This window comes from Bacillus sp. FSL W8-0629 (assembly GCF_038593225.1).
In the GTDB taxonomy this organism is placed as follows: Bacteria; Bacillota; Bacilli; order Bacillales; family Bacillaceae; genus Bacillus; species Bacillus altitudinis.
Genome location: NZ_CP151975.1, coordinates 2736178 through 2753179, shown reverse-complemented (window position 1 = coordinate 2753179; position 17002 = coordinate 2736178). Strand labels below are relative to the sequence as shown.

At 41.7% G+C, this 17002-nt stretch carries 17 protein-coding genes; 10 read left to right on the top strand and 7 right to left on the bottom strand.

The features are described 5' to 3' along the window. Positions 1-14: 14 nt before the first annotated feature. Positions 15-854, bottom strand: a complete 840-nt coding sequence (locus NSQ17_RS14215; RefSeq protein WP_342467540.1) for an aldo/keto reductase — start codon at positions 852-854, stop codon at positions 15-17. A 13-nt stretch (positions 855-867) separates the two neighbouring features. Next, a complete protein-coding gene (locus NSQ17_RS14210) occupies positions 868-2055 on the bottom strand; it encodes an MFS transporter (RefSeq protein ID WP_342467539.1) in 1188 nt (395 codons plus the stop codon). A 154-nt stretch (positions 2056-2209) separates the two neighbouring features. Here NSQ17_RS14210 and NSQ17_RS14205 point away from each other — a divergent pair, with 154 nt between their 5' ends. After that, the gene (locus tag NSQ17_RS14205; RefSeq protein ID WP_008343017.1) at positions 2210-2581 is read left to right on the top strand and encodes a helix-turn-helix domain-containing protein; all 372 of its coding nucleotides are present in this window, start codon (positions 2210-2212) and stop codon (positions 2579-2581) included. A 35-nt stretch (positions 2582-2616) separates the two neighbouring features. Here the strand turns inward: NSQ17_RS14205 and NSQ17_RS14200 are convergent, their stop codons facing one another. Further along, complete coding sequence (locus NSQ17_RS14200) at positions 2617-4917, bottom strand: helix-turn-helix domain-containing protein (protein WP_019743703.1); 2301 nt, start codon at positions 4915-4917, stop codon at positions 2617-2619. 231 nt (positions 4918-5148) lie between these two features. Between NSQ17_RS14200 and NSQ17_RS14195 the strand changes: the two genes are divergently transcribed. The 7 genes from NSQ17_RS14195 (at position 5149) to NSQ17_RS14165 (ending at position 10432) form a co-directional block, all read left to right on the top strand. Further along, positions 5149-6114, top strand: coding sequence for a sugar ABC transporter permease (locus NSQ17_RS14195; protein WP_008343019.1), 966 nt, complete (start codon positions 5149-5151; stop codon positions 6112-6114). A gap of 18 nt (positions 6115-6132) precedes the next feature. Then, positions 6133-7245: a glycoside hydrolase family 105 protein gene (locus tag NSQ17_RS14190; protein WP_039168377.1), complete on the top strand. Its 1113-nt coding sequence runs from the start codon at positions 6133-6135 to the stop codon at positions 7243-7245. Next, positions 7242-7766: a hypothetical protein gene (locus tag NSQ17_RS14185; protein ID WP_025207829.1), complete on the top strand. Its 525-nt coding sequence runs from the start codon at positions 7242-7244 to the stop codon at positions 7764-7766. Before NSQ17_RS14190 ends, NSQ17_RS14185 begins: the two co-directional genes overlap by 4 nt. A gap of 18 nt (positions 7767-7784) precedes the next feature. Further along, a complete protein-coding gene (locus tag NSQ17_RS14180; RefSeq protein WP_342467538.1) occupies positions 7785-9074 on the top strand; it encodes a Gfo/Idh/MocA family oxidoreductase in 1290 nt (429 codons plus the stop codon). A gap of 24 nt (positions 9075-9098) precedes the next feature. After that, the gene (locus NSQ17_RS14175) at positions 9099-9782 is read left to right on the top strand and encodes a YesL family protein (RefSeq protein ID WP_007501858.1); all 684 of its coding nucleotides are present in this window, start codon (positions 9099-9101) and stop codon (positions 9780-9782) included. Positions 9783-9836: 54 nt separating this feature from the next. Then, positions 9837-10148: a rhodanese-like domain-containing protein gene (locus tag NSQ17_RS14170; RefSeq protein WP_017358336.1), complete on the top strand. Its 312-nt coding sequence runs from the start codon at positions 9837-9839 to the stop codon at positions 10146-10148. Between the two features lie 101 nt (positions 10149-10249). After that, positions 10250-10432, top strand: coding sequence for a sporulation protein Cse60 (locus NSQ17_RS14165; RefSeq protein ID WP_342468107.1), 183 nt, complete (start codon positions 10250-10252; stop codon positions 10430-10432). Between the two features lie 185 nt (positions 10433-10617). Here the strand turns inward: NSQ17_RS14165 and NSQ17_RS14160 are convergent, their stop codons facing one another. The 4 genes from NSQ17_RS14160 to NSQ17_RS14145 form a co-directional block, all read right to left on the bottom strand. After that, a complete protein-coding gene (locus tag NSQ17_RS14160; protein ID WP_017358334.1) occupies positions 10618-11142 on the bottom strand; it encodes a CbrC family protein in 525 nt (174 codons plus the stop codon). A gap of 133 nt (positions 11143-11275) precedes the next feature. Next, a complete protein-coding gene (locus NSQ17_RS14155) occupies positions 11276-12808 on the bottom strand; it encodes a BCCT family transporter (RefSeq protein WP_041093413.1) in 1533 nt (510 codons plus the stop codon). Between the two features lie 140 nt (positions 12809-12948). After that, entirely contained in the window at positions 12949-13146 is a 198-nt protein-coding gene (locus NSQ17_RS14150) for a hypothetical protein (RefSeq protein ID WP_008343027.1), read from the bottom strand. Continuing rightward, positions 13143-14414 (bottom strand): NAD(P)/FAD-dependent oxidoreductase, encoded by a 1272-nt coding sequence (locus NSQ17_RS14145; RefSeq protein WP_073415770.1) that lies wholly within the window; start codon positions 14412-14414, stop codon positions 13143-13145. Before NSQ17_RS14145 ends, NSQ17_RS14150 begins: the two co-directional genes overlap by 4 nt. A gap of 175 nt (positions 14415-14589) precedes the next feature. On the opposite strand from NSQ17_RS14145, the gene NSQ17_RS14140 reads away from it, so the two are divergent. Together NSQ17_RS14140 and NSQ17_RS14135 are read left to right on the top strand one after the other, a co-directional pair. Then, on the top strand, positions 14590-16212 hold the full coding sequence (locus tag NSQ17_RS14140; RefSeq protein ID WP_017358331.1) for a polysaccharide biosynthesis protein: 1623 nt from the start codon (positions 14590-14592) through the stop codon (positions 16210-16212). Positions 16213-16228: 16 nt separating this feature from the next. Then, positions 16229-16945, top strand: a complete 717-nt coding sequence (locus tag NSQ17_RS14135; protein WP_342467537.1) for a pseudouridine synthase — start codon at positions 16229-16231, stop codon at positions 16943-16945. The last annotated feature ends 57 nt before the right edge of the window (positions 16946-17002 follow it).

Here is a 17002-nt window from a genome sequence, read left to right as displayed (position 1 = left end):
CGGGGGTGTTTTCATTAAAAGTCGAAGTTGTCTGGAACAGGACCAATTCGTTTATTTTCATTTAAGGCAGACAGGCGTTTCATATCCTCATCAGATAGGACAAAATCGAAAATATCGGCATTTTCTTTTAAACGATGGGCTTTCGTTGATTTAGGAATCGTAATGACGCCTTTTTGCACATCCCAGCGCAAAATAATTTGAGCAGGTGTTTTGCTGTATGTGCCCGCAAGCTCCGTGATCAGCGGGTGATGCAGCAGCTCTCCCTGCATAAGTGGTGACCAGGCTTCCATTTGGATGCCATGTGTTTTCAAATACGTAAACAGCGTTTCCTGCGTGAGTTTTGGATGAAACTCGACTTGATTAATCGCTGGAATGATGTCCGCATCTTTCAATAATTCATCTAGATGATGCGGCTGGAAGTTACTTACACCGATGGCTCTAACTTTTCCTTCACGGTACAGCGTTTCAAGCGCGCGCCATGCTTCCTTGTATTTCCCTTCAACTGGCCAGTGAATTAAATACAGATCAAGGTAATCAAGCTGAAGTTTTTTCAGGCTGTCTTCGTATGCTTTTAGTGTCGCTTCATATCCTAAATCGGCATTCCACACTTTGGATGTCACAAAGATGTCTTCGCGGCGAAGGCCTGTTTCTGCTAGACCAAGTTGTATGCCTCGTCCAACACCTTCTTCATTGCCGTAAATAGAAGCTGTATCAATACTGCGATATCCTAATTGAATGGCTGTTTTAACAGCTTCAATTAATTCCGTTCCCTCTTCAACCTGAAAGACCCCAAGACCAAATCCTGGCATGCGGACGCCGTTGTTTAATGTTTTTGTACTTTGTAAATCGTTCATATGAAAGACTCCTTTAAATGGTTTGTTTGTATTCTTTTTGTTCGATTTGATGACTCACCATCGTGAGTATGGCCGCCATGAGCACCATGATGCCGCCAACCCAGCCGGTATGCACAAGCCCAAGGGTATCTGTCACGATACCGCCTAAAAATGAACCAATGGCGATACCTGCATTAAAGGCAGCGATATTCAGAGCGGAAGCAACATCGACAGCTCCAGGTGTATACCTTTCTGCAAAATCAACGACGGCAACTTGAAGGCCGGGTACATTCATGAAAGCAAACAGTCCCATCAGCATCACAGTTCCAATCCCGAGTGTCATAAATCCAGCAGTAAAGCTAAGGATAAACAAGATGAGACTTTGAATGATAAACATATAAATCAGTGCCTTCATTGGCTGTTTATTCGCTGCTTTTCCGCCAATGACATTCCCAGCGGCGATGGTCATCCCGTATAACAGCAGGATCAAGGCAACTGTTTCAGGCGCAAGACCTGTCACATGCTGCAAGAGAGGGGATAAATAGGTGAAGACGACAAAAGTTCCTCCATACCCTGTAGCAGTAATGACAAATAAAAGCAAAATTCTTTTCGTCTTTAATAAGGCTGCTTGATCCTTAAACGTTGTTTTCACGCCCTGTTTCAATTGAGACGGAACAAGGAAATAGTTAGAAATCAGTGCGATTAGGCCAATCATGACAATCACACCAAATGACGTCCGCCAGCCGAGCTCATGACCAAGAAACGTACCGAATGGCACACCGGTCACAGTAGCGACTGTTAAACCAGTGAACATAAAGGCAATAGCGCTTGCCCGCTTTTCTTTCATTACAAGGCTTGCGGCAATTGTCGAGCCAATCGACATAAATACGCCATGTGATAGGGCTGAAATCACTCGTCCGATTAACAGTACAGAAAAGGTCGGGGCAATCGTGGCGAGTGTATTTCCGATCAAAAAGACGAGCATAATGAGCAAAAGCAATGTCTTTTTGTTCATAGCGGAAGTCAGGGAGGTTAGAATTGGTGCGCCAAAGGTAACACCGAGCGCATATAAAGAAACGGTCCAGCCGGCCTGACTGACACTCACGCCAAAGTCCTCTGAGATCATCGGTAGGAGACCTACAGAGATAAATTCAGTTGTACCTATAGCAAATGCACTAATCGCTAGTGCGAGAAGGGCAAAGTGATTTTGTTTGTTTTGCATAGTGATTCACATCCTTCTTTCATGACATTTTAATAGACGAAGCCGATCGGCAAGAGTTATTATCTAACATAGATGACAGAAAAAAAAGTACGTACTTTTTTGTAATATAGGTACTAAAAAGTGCCTGTTCAGCATCAAAAGGAGTGAAGCGACGTTGGAAAAGAAGAAATATAATATCTCTGTGGAGGCAACGCTTGAAGTGATCGGCGGGAAATGGAAGTGTGTCATCTTATGTCATTTAACACATGGGAAAAAGCGGACGAGTGAACTGAAGCGCCTCATGCCAAATATCACGCAAAAAATGCTCACACAGCAGCTGAGAGAGCTTGAAAATGACGGTGTGATTAACCGCATTGTATATGAACAAGTGCCGCCTAAAGTGGAGTATGAATTAAGTGAATACGGACAGTCACTTGAGCGAATTTTGAATGCGTTATGTGATTGGGGGGCAGCCCATATTGAACGAGTGTATGGAGAGCCGCTTTCAGTGCTAGAAGACAGCATTCTAAATGAACAGTTTAAATAAAAAAGTCCCGCTTTTTGTGAGAGCGGGACTTTGCTTTATGTGCCTTTTTTCTGATCACGGTATTTCCCAGGTGTCGTGCCTTCCAGCTTTTTAAAGGAGCGGATGAAATTTTGCGGATTTTTATATTTTAGCTTTTCCGAAATTTCTTTCACCGACATATCCGTTTCCACCAACCAGTTTTTGGCGACATGATGTCTGTAAGACGAGAGATATTCACTAAAGGAGATATCCATTTCTTTTCTAAAAATACTGCTTAAATAATTTGGGTTATAGTGCAGGCGTGTAGCGATTTCGTCCAATGTCAGATCTGAGTCAAATTCTTGATGAATGATATGAATGATTTTCTCTGAGATATTTTTATATTGAGAGTCTTCACGTGCGCCGAGCTGATCAATGATGGGTCGAATGATCTCATGTTTCAGCCACGCTTCTGTATCTTCAAACGTTTTAAACTCAAAGATCGTATCATAGAGCATTTTATTATCTTCGACTTCAAACAATTCAATGCCTAGCAAATGCATCAGCTCGATGAGATTGTTTAAAAAACGAGCGAGAGCAATCTGGTACTCATGTGGTCCAGCATTTTTAGAAAAAATGGATTGCAGAAGCACATGTAAATAGTGATCTGCCTTGCCTTGATCGCCTGCTTTAATGGCATCAAATAAATCATGCTGCAGCTGTTTTGGGAAGTGAGTCTTAAACGTCTTTCCTTGCTGAATATGCTCGTATAAAAGAATGGATTTTTTCTCTGCCTTGAGCCTATATTTTAAGGCTTCTTTTCCCTCAATATAAGCATGTTTGGCCATAGAGAGCTCTTTAAATGAGCGACTGATCCCAATGCTGATCGATAAGCCCAGCTCTTCCTCAATCCGCTGCTGAATTGTTTCGGCTAATTGATTTAAATATTCAGTAAATTCCTCTTCTGACTTCGATTGATTGAGAACAATCGTCGTTTGATGCTGATTGACAACGGTCGGCTGAAGGTGCTCCTCTAGCGGAATAATCTGCTCAATCAGTCCGTTTATCGCAAATAAAAGCAAGTCTGCATCCTTTTTTTCATACGGCGTTCCTTTTAGTGTATCGATTTGGGTTACAAGCATGGACAAATGGGACCAGTCACGAGGAAAGCCTAGACTTTGAAATCGGTTGTGAATCTCTTCTTCCGTCAGTTTGCCAAGCAGCAGCCGCACCATAAAGTATTGCTGTAAGTGGGTCACTTGCTGTTCAATCCGTTCCTCTAGATCATTGTTTTGATCTTTCATTTGTTTAATGCTCGATTCGATGAGCTCAAATTCATTTTGGAAAGGCTGTTTATGCAAAAACGACTCATTACGTGCAAAGGATTCGTATAATAAGCGAATCGGTTTATAAAAGTGTCTAGAGCCAAACCATGAAAATAATAATGAAAGCGCTAACAAAATAAAGCAAATAATAAAGGTGATCCACCCGATTGATTTCGTTTGCTGCTTTAGTTCTGGAATGGAGACAAAGGATAAGTATGTCCATTCGTTATAATCTGATTTTTGAAACGTAATTTGATAGTTTAGTTCATCGATTTTCATATCAAATTGTCCGGATCGTTCTTCAAGTGACAGGACATGTTTGACGAAATCTTGATTTTTTAACGAGTCACCAATTTGTTCTTTTCGATTATGTAGCAGTACTTTTCCGTTTGTATCAATGACAAACATACTATCAGATTGAGAGAAGTCAGGCATGTTGTCAGCAATCACGCAGCTTGGAATGCTGGCGACGGCGATCCCCTTCTTTTGGACACTGTTCATCGGAAGCTGCTTGATTAAATTCACATTGTATTTGCAAAAGGATGTCTTTCCTTCTTTTGTTGAGACAAGTGGATTATTTTCTTCAAGTGCCCAGCTGGAATGACTCGGAATATTGAGGTAAGAGGTTAACGCTTTCTCTTGATCTCCGTTTGAGACATGATAAAGACCAGAATTGTTCATATACCAATCTTCCATTTTACTAACAAGTGTAATATTGGAGAGATCGGTGTCGAAGGTTTGCAGGTAATTCAGTTCTTGCTGGACTTGATTATAAAGTTGGAATTGGTCTGGATTTAAAGGTTCTGCCAGTGTTTGAAGGAGAGGCGGCGAACTGACATAGTGAGTGAGAGAATGATCTACTGTCTTTAGAATATGCTCAATATTGGATTGCGTTTGTTTGACGCTGTCCAGCTTTTCATTTGAAATATTTTCGAGTGCAGTTTTTTGCGAATGCTGATAAGAAAAAATACCGACAATAATAACAGGAATTGTACTAAGCACGAAAAAAAACGTCACCAGCTTGTAATAAAATTTATACTGCTTTCTTTTCATAAAACCCCCCATTTCAAACGAAACAATCTTTTCCCCTTAGTTTATTAATCCAAAAATCTGGTAGGTTTGTCAATAATCATTTTCTGAGATTAGGATCATTTTCTTATGTTTTATGTAACGTTTTGAGTAGCTTCCCCTGAGTAAATATGATCTGATGATATGATTGTAGACGGATTTTTCATCCTTAAGATACAGTTAACACATGCATCAGCATGAGGGGAGGCTTTATCTGTGAAAACACAGGATGTCACTGCCAAGGGTGTGCCTGCGGCAGCTTTGAAAAAAGAAAAGAGAAAGCGCTTACTTAACCAATTACTTAGTCAAAAATTTCTGTATTTAATGATTTTGCCAGGGCTCCTTTATTTTCTTGTCTTTAAATATGTCCCTATGTGGGGGCTGATCATTGCCTTTCAAGATTACCAGCCGTTTCTCGGAATTCTTGGCAGTGAGTGGGTTGGCTTCAAACACTTTATTCGCTTATTTACAGAACCAACATTTTTCATTTTATTAAAAAATACGCTCATTTTATTTGCCATGAATGTCGTGATTTTCTTTCCGATTCCAATCTTATTAGCCCTTCTTTTAAACGAGGTCAGATTGGCACTGTTTAAGAAATTTGTTCAGACAATGATTTATATTCCTCACTTCATGTCATGGGTGATTGTCGTGTCCTTATCTTTTGTTTTGTTAACGGTAGATGGCGGGTTAATCAATGAATTGATTGCTTTCTTCGGAGGAGAAAAGATTAACTTCCTTCTTAGTCAAGAATGGTTTAGACCCATGTACATTTTGCAGGTAATCTGGAGAGAAGCGGGTTGGTCAACCATTATTTATCTTGCGGCGATTACAGCAGTAGATCCGCAGCTATATGAAGCAGCAAAAATGGATGGAGCCGGCAGACTCAGACAAATGTGGCACATCACCCTTCCTGCGATTAAAAGTGTCATTGTTGTACTACTCATTTTAAAAATCGGTGATACATTAGAGCTTGGATTTGAACATGTCTATTTATTACTCAATGCGACCAACAGGGAAGTCGCAGAGATTTTTGATACGTATGTGTATACAGCTGGTCTGAAGCAAGGACAATTCAGCTATAGTACCGCTGTTGGTTTATTTAAAGCAGCCGTTGGACTTATTTTGGTTATGATGGCGAACCGTTTAGCGAAGAAGTTTGGAGAAGAAGGGATTTATTAAAAGGGGAGATGAAGACCAATGACATTATCGATTGAAAAGGGATCACCGCTTGAGCATGCAGAGAAATTAGCACAAACAATAATGAAAGCGTATACACCGATTGAACTTCCGCCAGCTGGAAGGTGGCACTATCATCAAGGAGTTTTCCTTTGCGGAGTGATGAAGCTTTACGAAGCAACAGAAAACGAGGCGTACTTTGATTATGTGAAAAATTATGCTGACTCACTCATTGATGACCATGGGAATCTATTATTCCGCAGAGACGAGCTTGATGCCATTCAAGCAGGGCTCATTTTATTCCCGCTGATTGAAAGAACGGGAGAGAAGCGGTATGTGAAGGCAGCAGAAAAGCTTCGGGGGCTTTACCGGACGCTGAATCGCACGTCTGAGGGCGGTTTTTGGCATAAAGACAATTATGCCTATCAAATGTGGCTAGATGGTCTTTATATGGGTGGGCCTTTTGCTTTAAAGTATGCCCAGTTGACAGGAGAATCGGAGCTGGTGGACATGGTCATCCATCAAGAGCATCTCATGAGAAAGCATACCAAAGATGAAAAAACGGGCCTTTACTATCACGCATGGGATGAACGGAAAGTGATGCCATGGGCTGATCAACAGACGGGCTGTTCCCCAGAATTTTGGGCAAGATCCTTTGGCTGGTATGTCCTTGCGTTAGCCGATATGATCGAAGATTTACCAGAAGGACATGAAGGACGAAAAGTGTGGAAGGACACACTGACAGATATGCTGGAAAGTGTGGCAAAATATCAGGACGACGAAACGGGTCTATGGCATCAAATCATTGATAAAGGAAGTCATAGCGACAATTGGCTTGAAAGCTCAGGGTCATGTCTATTCATATATGCGATGGCAAAAGCCATGAATGAAGGATATGTCAGTCTTCGATATGTTGATCACGTGGTCAAAGCGTATCAAGGGTTGATTCAGTATAAAACGGAGGAAAAAGACAACGGCGATTTTACGGTGAACGATATTTGTATTGGAACATCTGCGGGATTTTATGATTATTACGTTGGTAGAGAGCGGAGCACGAATGATTTGCATGGAGCAGGCGCTTTTATTATGGCGTTAACTGAACTAGAAAAGCTGTCTGTGTTTCAAAAGGTATGAGGCGGCATCAAAGGGCTGCGGCATGGCTCCTCAGCTTCATCGCTGCCTTTTATTTGTCCGCCTGTCAGGGGAAAACAGAGGGGATTGATGTCCTTATTTTTTCTGACATGTCAAAAGCAATGAAAGACCAATTAGTGGAGAAAGCTTTTCAACCAAATCAAGAGACATACGACGTTCACATCTTCCCTGCAATTCCTGAAAAACTTCTTGTTGAAATTACTGCAAAAGAGGGGGACGTAATGTTTGTCCCAGAAGAAATGTTTAGAACGTATGATGATCCTGAAAGCTTTCAGCTGCTTGAAGAGATGCGGGTAGATGGCGAAGGGGCAGGACCATATACGGTGGAAGATGCAAAGACGGGAAATACAGTCGATTATGCGGTCCAAATCAAGAAAGGAACAAAGCAGCTAAATGGCTATACCTTTCGATTACACCGAGATATGGTCGCCTTTATTCCTGTGTATGCGGAGAAATCTAAAGAGGCACTGTCTCTCATGAAACAGCTTCGTGAAAACCAATAGAAAAAGGGGTGGGGGAATGTGAAAAGGGTCGCTGTTTGCGGGCTCAGTCACCGTGCTTTCAATATGTTTATCAAACCGCTCACCGAGGATTTCAACGAGCATTACAGGATTACAGGGCTCTTAGATGTAGATGAGAAGCGATATACACTTTGTCAGGAGCGTTTTCCATCACTAAGGGGCGTCTCATTTTTTCATGAGGATGCATTTGGTCAGATGGTGAAGGAAGCAAGACCAGATATCGTCATTGTGGCGGGGCGAGATGATACACATGTCACATATATCCTGCAGGCACTGGATCATGATCTGGATGTCATAACGGAAAAGCCGATGGTCACAACAGCAAAAGACGCCAAACAGGTGATGGAAAAAGAGGCAGAAAGCAAAGGGAAGGTCACCGTCACCTTTAATTATCGCTACAATCCATTCCATCGAAAGATAAAAGAGCTCATTTTAGATGGAAAGATTGGAAGGGTCACGTCTGTTGAGTTAAGCTGGCTCATTGATACGTATCACGGAGCCAGTTATTTTAAAAGGTGGAACCGCTCGCGTCAATATTCAGGCGGTCTGTCTATTCATAAATCGACCCATCACTTTGACTTGGTCAACTGGTGGATTGATCAAAAGCCGAAGCAAGTATTTGCCTATGGCGCACTGAATTATTATGGGGATGAAAGTCCTTGGAATCCTTTGCAGGGTGAAGAGAATCGATATTGTGGAACCTGTCATGTAAGAGATATCTGTCATTATGAAGCAAGGTGGAATCCGCGGGTAGAGCGCACAAAGGTGGAGGATGACCATATTGAATCGGGTGAGCAGCAGTCAAAGCAATACTCAAATTATCGCCCGGATGCCTGTATTTTTGATCAAGAAATTGATATTGAGGATACGTATGTGGCGTCAGTGGCTTATGATCAGGGGGCTTTGTTAAGTTACTCGATTCAATTTTCAGCGCCATATGAGGGCTACCGGCTTGCGATTAACGGGACGAAGGGACGGATTGAAACAAATGAGTTTCATGTGCCATCGAGAATCCCTTTTCAATTCCCTGAACAGACAATTGCATACTACCCGATGTTTGGTGGAAAAGAAACGATTGAAGTTGTGAAACAATCAGGTGGTCATGGAGGCGGAGATCCGCTATTATTAGCAGATTTATTTTTAGGAAAAGATCCGCTCATTCCTTATGACATTTCGGCAGGAGCAGAGGCGGGAGCTTATTCCATTGCACTTGGCGAAGGCATGTGGCGCTCAGTTGCAGAAAAACGTCCGATTGAAATAGAAGAATTGTTTCAAAAAGAGACGGTGTAACGAGAAAGAGAGGAGGGAAGAGAGATGGATCATGATGGATCAATGAGCAGAATGTTGCGCATGTGTGAGTGGGTGATGAGACTTGCCTATACGAATTTGTTATGGCTTTTGTTCACTTTACTTGGGCTTGGAATCTTTGGCTTCATGCCTGCAACAACAGCGTTATTTTCTGTGATGAGAAAGTGGATACAAGGGCATGAGCAAGTCAGCGTCTTTCAAACCTTTTGGAAAGTATACCGCGAAGAATTTGTACGCTCTAATGTCATTGGAGTGGTGCTGGTCATCATCGGGACAATTATTTATGTAGACCTTGCTTATATTTATCCAACGAGTTGGTTTTTACACGTGCTTCGCTTTGCGATCTATATCTTTGGTTTTCTGTTTATTGTCAGCTTGTTTTATATCTTTCCGCTGCTGGCTCATTATGATTGGAAAAAGCGTCTTTATTTGAAATTTTCCCTTCTGCTTGGCATCTCGTATTTGCAATATACGCTCTCTATGCTCGTTTTCTCGGCTGTTCTCTTTATCTTATTTGCTTATTTGCCAGGGATCGTGCCGTTTTTTAGCATCAGCATTCTCGCATATGGCCACATGTGGCTGGCCTATCAAGTGTTTAAAAAGATAGAGTTTGAAAGCGAGCAGCCGGCAGTTGATGTGAAGAAACGATTCCCGTCTTTCCTTCAATCCAAGCGGGTGAATACGCAGTGATGTGTATGATTTGCTATAATGGTGTCACCGTGAATAAAAGGAGAGATGAGAGTCGTGTCAGTAAAAGAAATTTCAATAGAAGAATTAAAGCAAAAGCTAGAGCAAGAAGAAGCCATTCAACTCGTCGATGTGCGTGAGGATGAAGAGGTAGCAGAAGGCATGATTCCAGAGGCAGTCCATATTCGAATGGGCGATATTCCTGAGAAGCTAGATGCGTTTGATAAGACGCAAGAGTATTATATTATTTGCCGTTCTGGTAAACGCAGTGAGAATGTCTGCTATTTCTTAGAAGACCAAGGCTATCAAGCAACCAATGTCGTTGGCGGCATGCTTGCATGGACAGGAGAAACAAAACCGAAGCTGTAAAAAGAAGTCCTTTCATCGACAAGATGGAAGGCTTTTTTTGTTCATATGTCCGTCTCTATTTGCATAAAAATAGAGTAGCAAGAGAAGGGAGAGTGGCATATGTGCTGAAGGTAGCTGTATTTGATGAAGAACACGAGAAAGATCTGCAAAGCGAAATCAATCTTTTTTTAAAAGGAATGGACGACGACCAAATTATTGACATCAAATACAATGTGGCGGTGATCTGTGAGCTAGGAGGAGAGCAGCTCTACTGTTTTTCAGCGCTCATTTTATATAAAAAATAAAAGGACCTGCTGAAGGGTCCTTTCAGCGTGTAGACAAACCCTCGCATTCGTTGTCAGTCCTGCGTGCTGGTGCTCACGAATGTCAAATTCGCTCCGCGCCAGTACTCGTCCTTCCTAGTCTGCAAAGGTTTTCTATCACGCTGAAAAGAAGAAAAAGGGCTAAAATAAAGGTCCTTTTGACATGATCAACTAGCATCAATATGTAAACGATGCTTTTTGCAGTGAACGCATTGAAAGAGGTAGCCTTGTAAGTCTCCTCCGTTCACGAGCCATTGTTTCAGGTTCTCTTTTGTGAAATGTCCACCACTGCAAATCTCTTCAATATCCTCTGAGAGTTCTTCCTCTAAATGCTCAATCTCTTTCCATCCAACATACTGCACAATCGCGCAAAAATCCCCGCAATGGCTTAACCAATATTCCTGCTGCCATCCGCGGTAACCCGGCGTTCTGTAGATCAGTTCATCTATATATTCTTCATGATCGACGTCATCACAACTCACATCGTCTTGAAACATTCCATTATATGTTTGAGCAGCTGATCCATCTTTAATGCACCAAGGACAAATGCCAGAAACGTCTTCAACAGAATAAAAAGGACCATGATATACATAATCTCGTTCTTTCTCACAAACGGGGCATATCGTCTGCTCTTTTTTAATCACATGTAATGAAACTGGGTCTGGGTTGTACTTGAACGTAGGTAACGTCATATAAACCTCCATTATGTAGAAAAGTGATGATTCAACACTATTTTATCGGAATACACAATGTCATGACAATCTTCAATTATTTCAACGAGAAAAAAAGCCGTTCGGATGAGGAACGACTTTTCTCTTGTGATGATTATGCTTTTTTTACTCTTGGACTTCTTGGTTTATTGTACTTATTTGCTTGTTTAATCGCTCTTCGTTCTTCATTTAGTGACTTGTACAGGGATACAATCATTAAAATGATGACAACAGAGAACGGCAAAGCAGCAAGTTTGGCTGTGTTTTGCAAGGCTTCAAGACCGCCTGAAAATAAGAGCACTGCCGCAACTGCTGACTGGATAATACCCCAGCTGATCTTTACACTATTGGATGGATTTAATGATCCATAGGTTGTCTGCATGCCAAGCACAAAAGTGGCTGAGTCTGCTGATGTGATAAAGAATACCGCAATTAAAATAAGAGCTAGAATCGATGTGATCATTGCCAGCGGATATTCATTTAGTACACCAAAAAGCATGGTTTCCGTAGAAAGGCCTGCAACATCGACAATATTCTTTTGCTGTAAGTCCATCGCAGAAACACCGAAAATAGAGAACCAAAGAAATACAAGGATAGATGGAGCAACTAACACACCAACTAAAAACTCTCGAATGGTTCGTCCACGTGATACACGTGCAATAAAGATCCCGACAAATGGTGCCCAAGAGATCCACCATGCCCAATAAAAGATCGTCCATCCGTTAATCCATTCTCTCTTTTCAGGGTCATTTGGAGATAAGCGAAAGCTCATTTGAACGATGTTGGATAAGTATTGTCCAATAGAGTCAGTAAATGAATTTAAAATATAAACTGTTGGACCTACCAAAAGTAAGAAAAACATCAGAACAGCTGCTAATACCATGTTGATATTACTTAAATATTTAATCCCTTTACCAATACCGCTAAGAGCAGATGCAAGGAAGAGCACCGTCACAATGATGATAATAATCAATTGTGTGCTAAAGGCATTTGGAATGTTAAATAGATAATCCAATCCGCCATTGATTTGTGCTGCGCCTAATCCTAAGCTCGTTGCAACACCAACAACTGTCGCAAACACAGCAATACAATCGATGGTTTTTCCGATCCATCCGTGCGTTTTATCTCCTAAAACTGGCTGCAGTGTTGCACTGATTAAGCCAGGCGCATCTTTTCTAAATTTAAAGTATGCAATGCAAAGCGCAACAATGGCATAGATCGCCCATGCATGAAGTCCCCAGTGGAAAAAAGTATAACGAAGGGAATCACGGAAGGCTTGTGCAGTTTCAGTGTCACCCGTTGGTGATTGAATCGCATAATGACTGATCGGTTCAGCTGCTCCGTAAAAAACAAGTCCAATGCCCATTCCAGCACTAAATAGCATCGCAAACCAAGAAAAAAGACCAAATTCAGGCTCTTCACCTGGCTTACCTAATGTAATTTTTCCGATAGGGCTAAAGATAAAGAATAGACAAAAGCCGACAAGCAGTGATACGACTAATAAATAATACCAGCCGAAGTCATTTGTAATGTATGTTTGAATTTGATCTGTCACATTTTGCAGTGATTCTGGAGAAAAGGCTCCCCATAGAACGGCAATAAATGTGATAGCAATCACAATCCAAAATACACTTGATACGTTTTTCACACCATCTCACTCTCCTGTTGTTCTACACGTTTAAGCAGAGGATTTTGTTTAATATCCCCTGTCTCAACTATTTTCAAACAAAAAGAGGCGAGTTTCTCACTCGACCTCTATTTTACCGTAACATGTTTTGCTTCCATTTATCAACCATCGATATGTGAAGATGACTTTTCTTCAATTCGTTTGCGCAGACGGTAGACATATTCTTTTAAACAAACTGCGAAAATCGTAAACGCTAAAATAATGGCGATTTTTAACGGGGTAATGGACAGCTTCATAAAGAAAGCGGCTGTCAAACTAATGACAACTGCAAGGACAATCGGAAGTGCGCGTCTAATCATTGAAATCTCTCCTTTACTTCTAGTGCGGCATTCATGCCAGCTAACCTGCCTGTCACAAGTGCTGACGTAATATTGTAACCGCCTGTGTAACCGTGAATATCTAAAATTTCTCCGCAGAAATAAAGACCGGCCATTTTTTTGGATGCCATTTTCTTCGGTTCAATTTCTTTGACAGAAACGCCGCCACCTGTAACAAAGGCTTTATCTAAAGAAAGCGTCCCATTTGCATGGACGATGAAATGTTTACAATCATGAGCAAAAGCGCGCAGTTTATCTTTAGCCAGACCAGAAAATGTCTCCTGCGGATCAATGCCATTTCGTTCTAAAAGGAACAATAAATAGCGCTCTTGCATCCAAGATTTCAGGACATTTTTAATGGCTTTTTTTGGTTCATCTTTTAGATCGCGATGAAGCTTTTGGAATAGCTCCTCGTCATTGAGCTTTGGGTATAAGTCAATTTGAAGACGGACGGCCTGTTGCTTTTTCAGTTCCTTCACAACAAATCCGCTGCATCTCAGAACGGCAGGACCTGATAAGCCAAAGTGTGTAAAGATCATATCCATGACATGAGTGACGACGGGTTTTCCTTTTTTATTTAAAACACTCACGGCCACACTTCTTAATGAAAGACCTTGAAGCACTTTGTCCTTAATAAAACGCTCGTCTGACGTGACGGGTACTTCGGTTGGGAAGAGCTCTGTAATGGTATGGCCAGCGGCTTCTGCCCATGCATAGCCATCGCCAGTAGAGCCTGTATGCGGCACACTTTTCCCGCCAACAGCAATGACAACGGCATGACTTGAAATTTTTTCATCATTATTTGTAACAATTCCAGCTGCTTGTCCGTCTTGATACAGAACGGTTTTAATCTTTTCATTCGTTCGAATGGTCACATTGAGCACGCGGAGCCTATCCAATAGGGCATCCACAACAGATTGTGCTTTGTTTGAGACAGGGAACATACGTCCATGGTCTTCTTCTTTTAGTTCAATACCTAGATTTTCAAAGAACGAAATAATATCCTCGTTATTGAACTCAGAAAATGCACTATATAGAAAACGGCCGTTTCCGGGAATATGCTTGATGATTTCTTCTACTGGAAGGCGATTGGTCACATTGCAGCGTCCACCGCCAGAAATGGCGAGCTTTCTGCCAAGTTTGTTTCCTTTGTCAATTAACAGAACCGATGCACCGTGTTCTGCCGATGCAATCGCGGCCATCAGTCCAGAAGGTCCACCGCCAATGACAATGACATCATAATGTTTCATGTTACATTCCTCTTTCTACTTTCAGTCATTTCTCTATTATAACGAAGATTGGGGAAGGCTGAAATATGAATTGATTGGTTTTGTGACTTCTGTATTGGATTTGTTACCTGTGCGATGAAATGATGTGTTAAAATAGTTAAGTTGAATATTCATTAGAAAAATGGTGGTTAAGCGCATGTCTAATAAACTGCTTCGTGGTACGTTGGTTTTAACGATAGGGACTTATCTCTCTCGTATTCTTGGTATGATTTACTTAATTCCATTTAGCGCAATGGTCGGAGCGACTGGTGGTGCGCTATTCCAATATGGATACAATCAGTATACGATCTTTTTAAGTATTGCTACGCTCGGTTTTCCAACAGCGGTATCGAAATTCGTCTCTAAATATAATGCAATCGGCGATTATGAGACAACAAGAAAAATGTTCAGGGCGGGTATGTCGGTCATGCTTGTCACCGGTATTATCGCCTTTTCTATTTTATATTTGACCGCACCGATCTTTGCCAAGATTCAGCTTGGAGGATCGAATGAAACGGGCGGTTTGACGGTCGATCAAGTGGTTTATGTGATTCGGATGGTCAGTTTGGGTCTATTGGTTGTACCCATTATGAGTCTTGTGCGAGGGTTTTTCCAAGGGCACTCGATGATGGGCCCGACAGCTGTTTCCCAAGTCATCGAACAACTTGTCAGAATCATCTTCCTATTAACAGCGACGTTTATCATTTTAAAAGTGCTTGACGGCGGTCTTGTTATTGCGGTTGGTTATGCCACATTTGCCGCACTCATTGGTGCGTTTGGCGGTCTATTTACGCTTTATTTATATTGGCTGAAGCGGAAAGATCGGCTTTTGGCAATGCAGCCGAATACAGGGGACTATTCTGGATTATCTTATAAGCAAATGTTTACAGAGCTGTTCAGTTATGCAGCACCCTATGTGTTTGTTGGGCTTGCCATTCCGATTTATTCTTATATTGATACAAATACAATTAACAGAGCGATGATTGCATCAGGACATCAGGATATTAGTACAGCGGTTCTGTCTATTGTGACGTTATATTTACCGAAGCTTGTCATGATTCCTGTGTCACTTGCAACTGCATTTGGTTTAACATTGATTCCTACCATAACGGAATCCTTTACAGCGCGAAATTACAAGCTGCTGAATCGGCAAATTGATCAAACGATGCAGGTCATTTTATTCTTCGTTCTGCCTGCTTCGTTTGGCATTTCGGCATTGGCTGGACCAGTTTATTGGTTTTTCTATCCGTCTGTGCATCCTGAGATTGGGACTTCTATTTTGTTTTGGTATGCACCTGTTGCGTTACTGTTTTCTTTATTCACCATTAACGCAGCGATTTTACAAGGGATTAACAAACAAAAATTTGCGATCGTCAGTCTTTTGTTAGGGATTATCATTAAAACGGTTCTCAATATCCCGCTGATTAGCTGGCTGCAAGGAAACGGTTCTGTGCTTGCAACGGCATTAGGCTACAGTGCCTCGATTTTGTATATGTTCATCATGATCAAGCGTCATGCAGGCTATTCGTTCCGCAGGATTTTCAAACGGTTTATTTTAATTGGTATTTTAACGGCAATCATGGCTGTAGTGGCTTATGTGACATGTCAGCTTGTGAGTCAAGTCATTTCATATGAAGGCGGAATCATACAAGCTGGTATTGTTATTTTGATTTCAATGATTACTGGCGGCGGTGTGTATATGTTCTTATCTTATAAAGTTGGATTGTTAGAGCGTGTACTTGGCAGCCGGATGCCATCATTTTTAAGAAAAAAGAGTTAAGAAGAGGTGGAGAAGCATGAGGCTTGATAAATTGCTGGCCAATACCGGCTTTGGTTCAAGGAAAGATGTAAAGAAGCTGGTCAAGGCCCGGGCTGTCACAGTGAATGGAGAAGTGGCGAAGCAGGTGAAAGATCATGTCGATCCAACAAATGATGAAGTGCTCGTGCATGGAGAGCGTGTAGAGTATAAAGAATTCATTTATCTCATGATGAACAAGCCAGACGGTGTCATTTCAGCAACGGAGGATCTGCGAGATGAGACGGTTGTTGATTTACTAGAGCCAGAGGATATGGCAAGGGAGCCATTCCCTGTGGGGAGACTGGATAAGGATACAGTCGGTCTCCTCCTCCTTACAAATGACGGCCAGCTTGCTCATCAATTGTTATCTCCGAAAAAGCATGTCCCGAAAACGTATGAAGTTCATCTAAAATACCCGCTTGGAGATCAAGACATCACTCGTCTTGAAGAGGGAGTTGTGATTTTAGACGACTACCGAACGAAGCCAGCGAAGGTTGAAGTAGATGCCAACCAAGAGGCAGATACACGAATCCGTTTAACGATTACTGAAGGGAAGTACCATCAAGTGAAGCTGATGGCACAAGTCGTGGGCAATGAAGTGATCTTTTTAAAACGGCTCTCGATGGGGGCTGTTTCATTAGACGAAGATTTGGCGCCAGGAGAATACCGTGAATTGACGGAAGAAGAGTTAGACAGCTTAATCAATCGTGATTAATATAGAGCAAATGAAAAGAACCGGCATATCGCCGGTTCTTTTTGTTATATGGAAGTT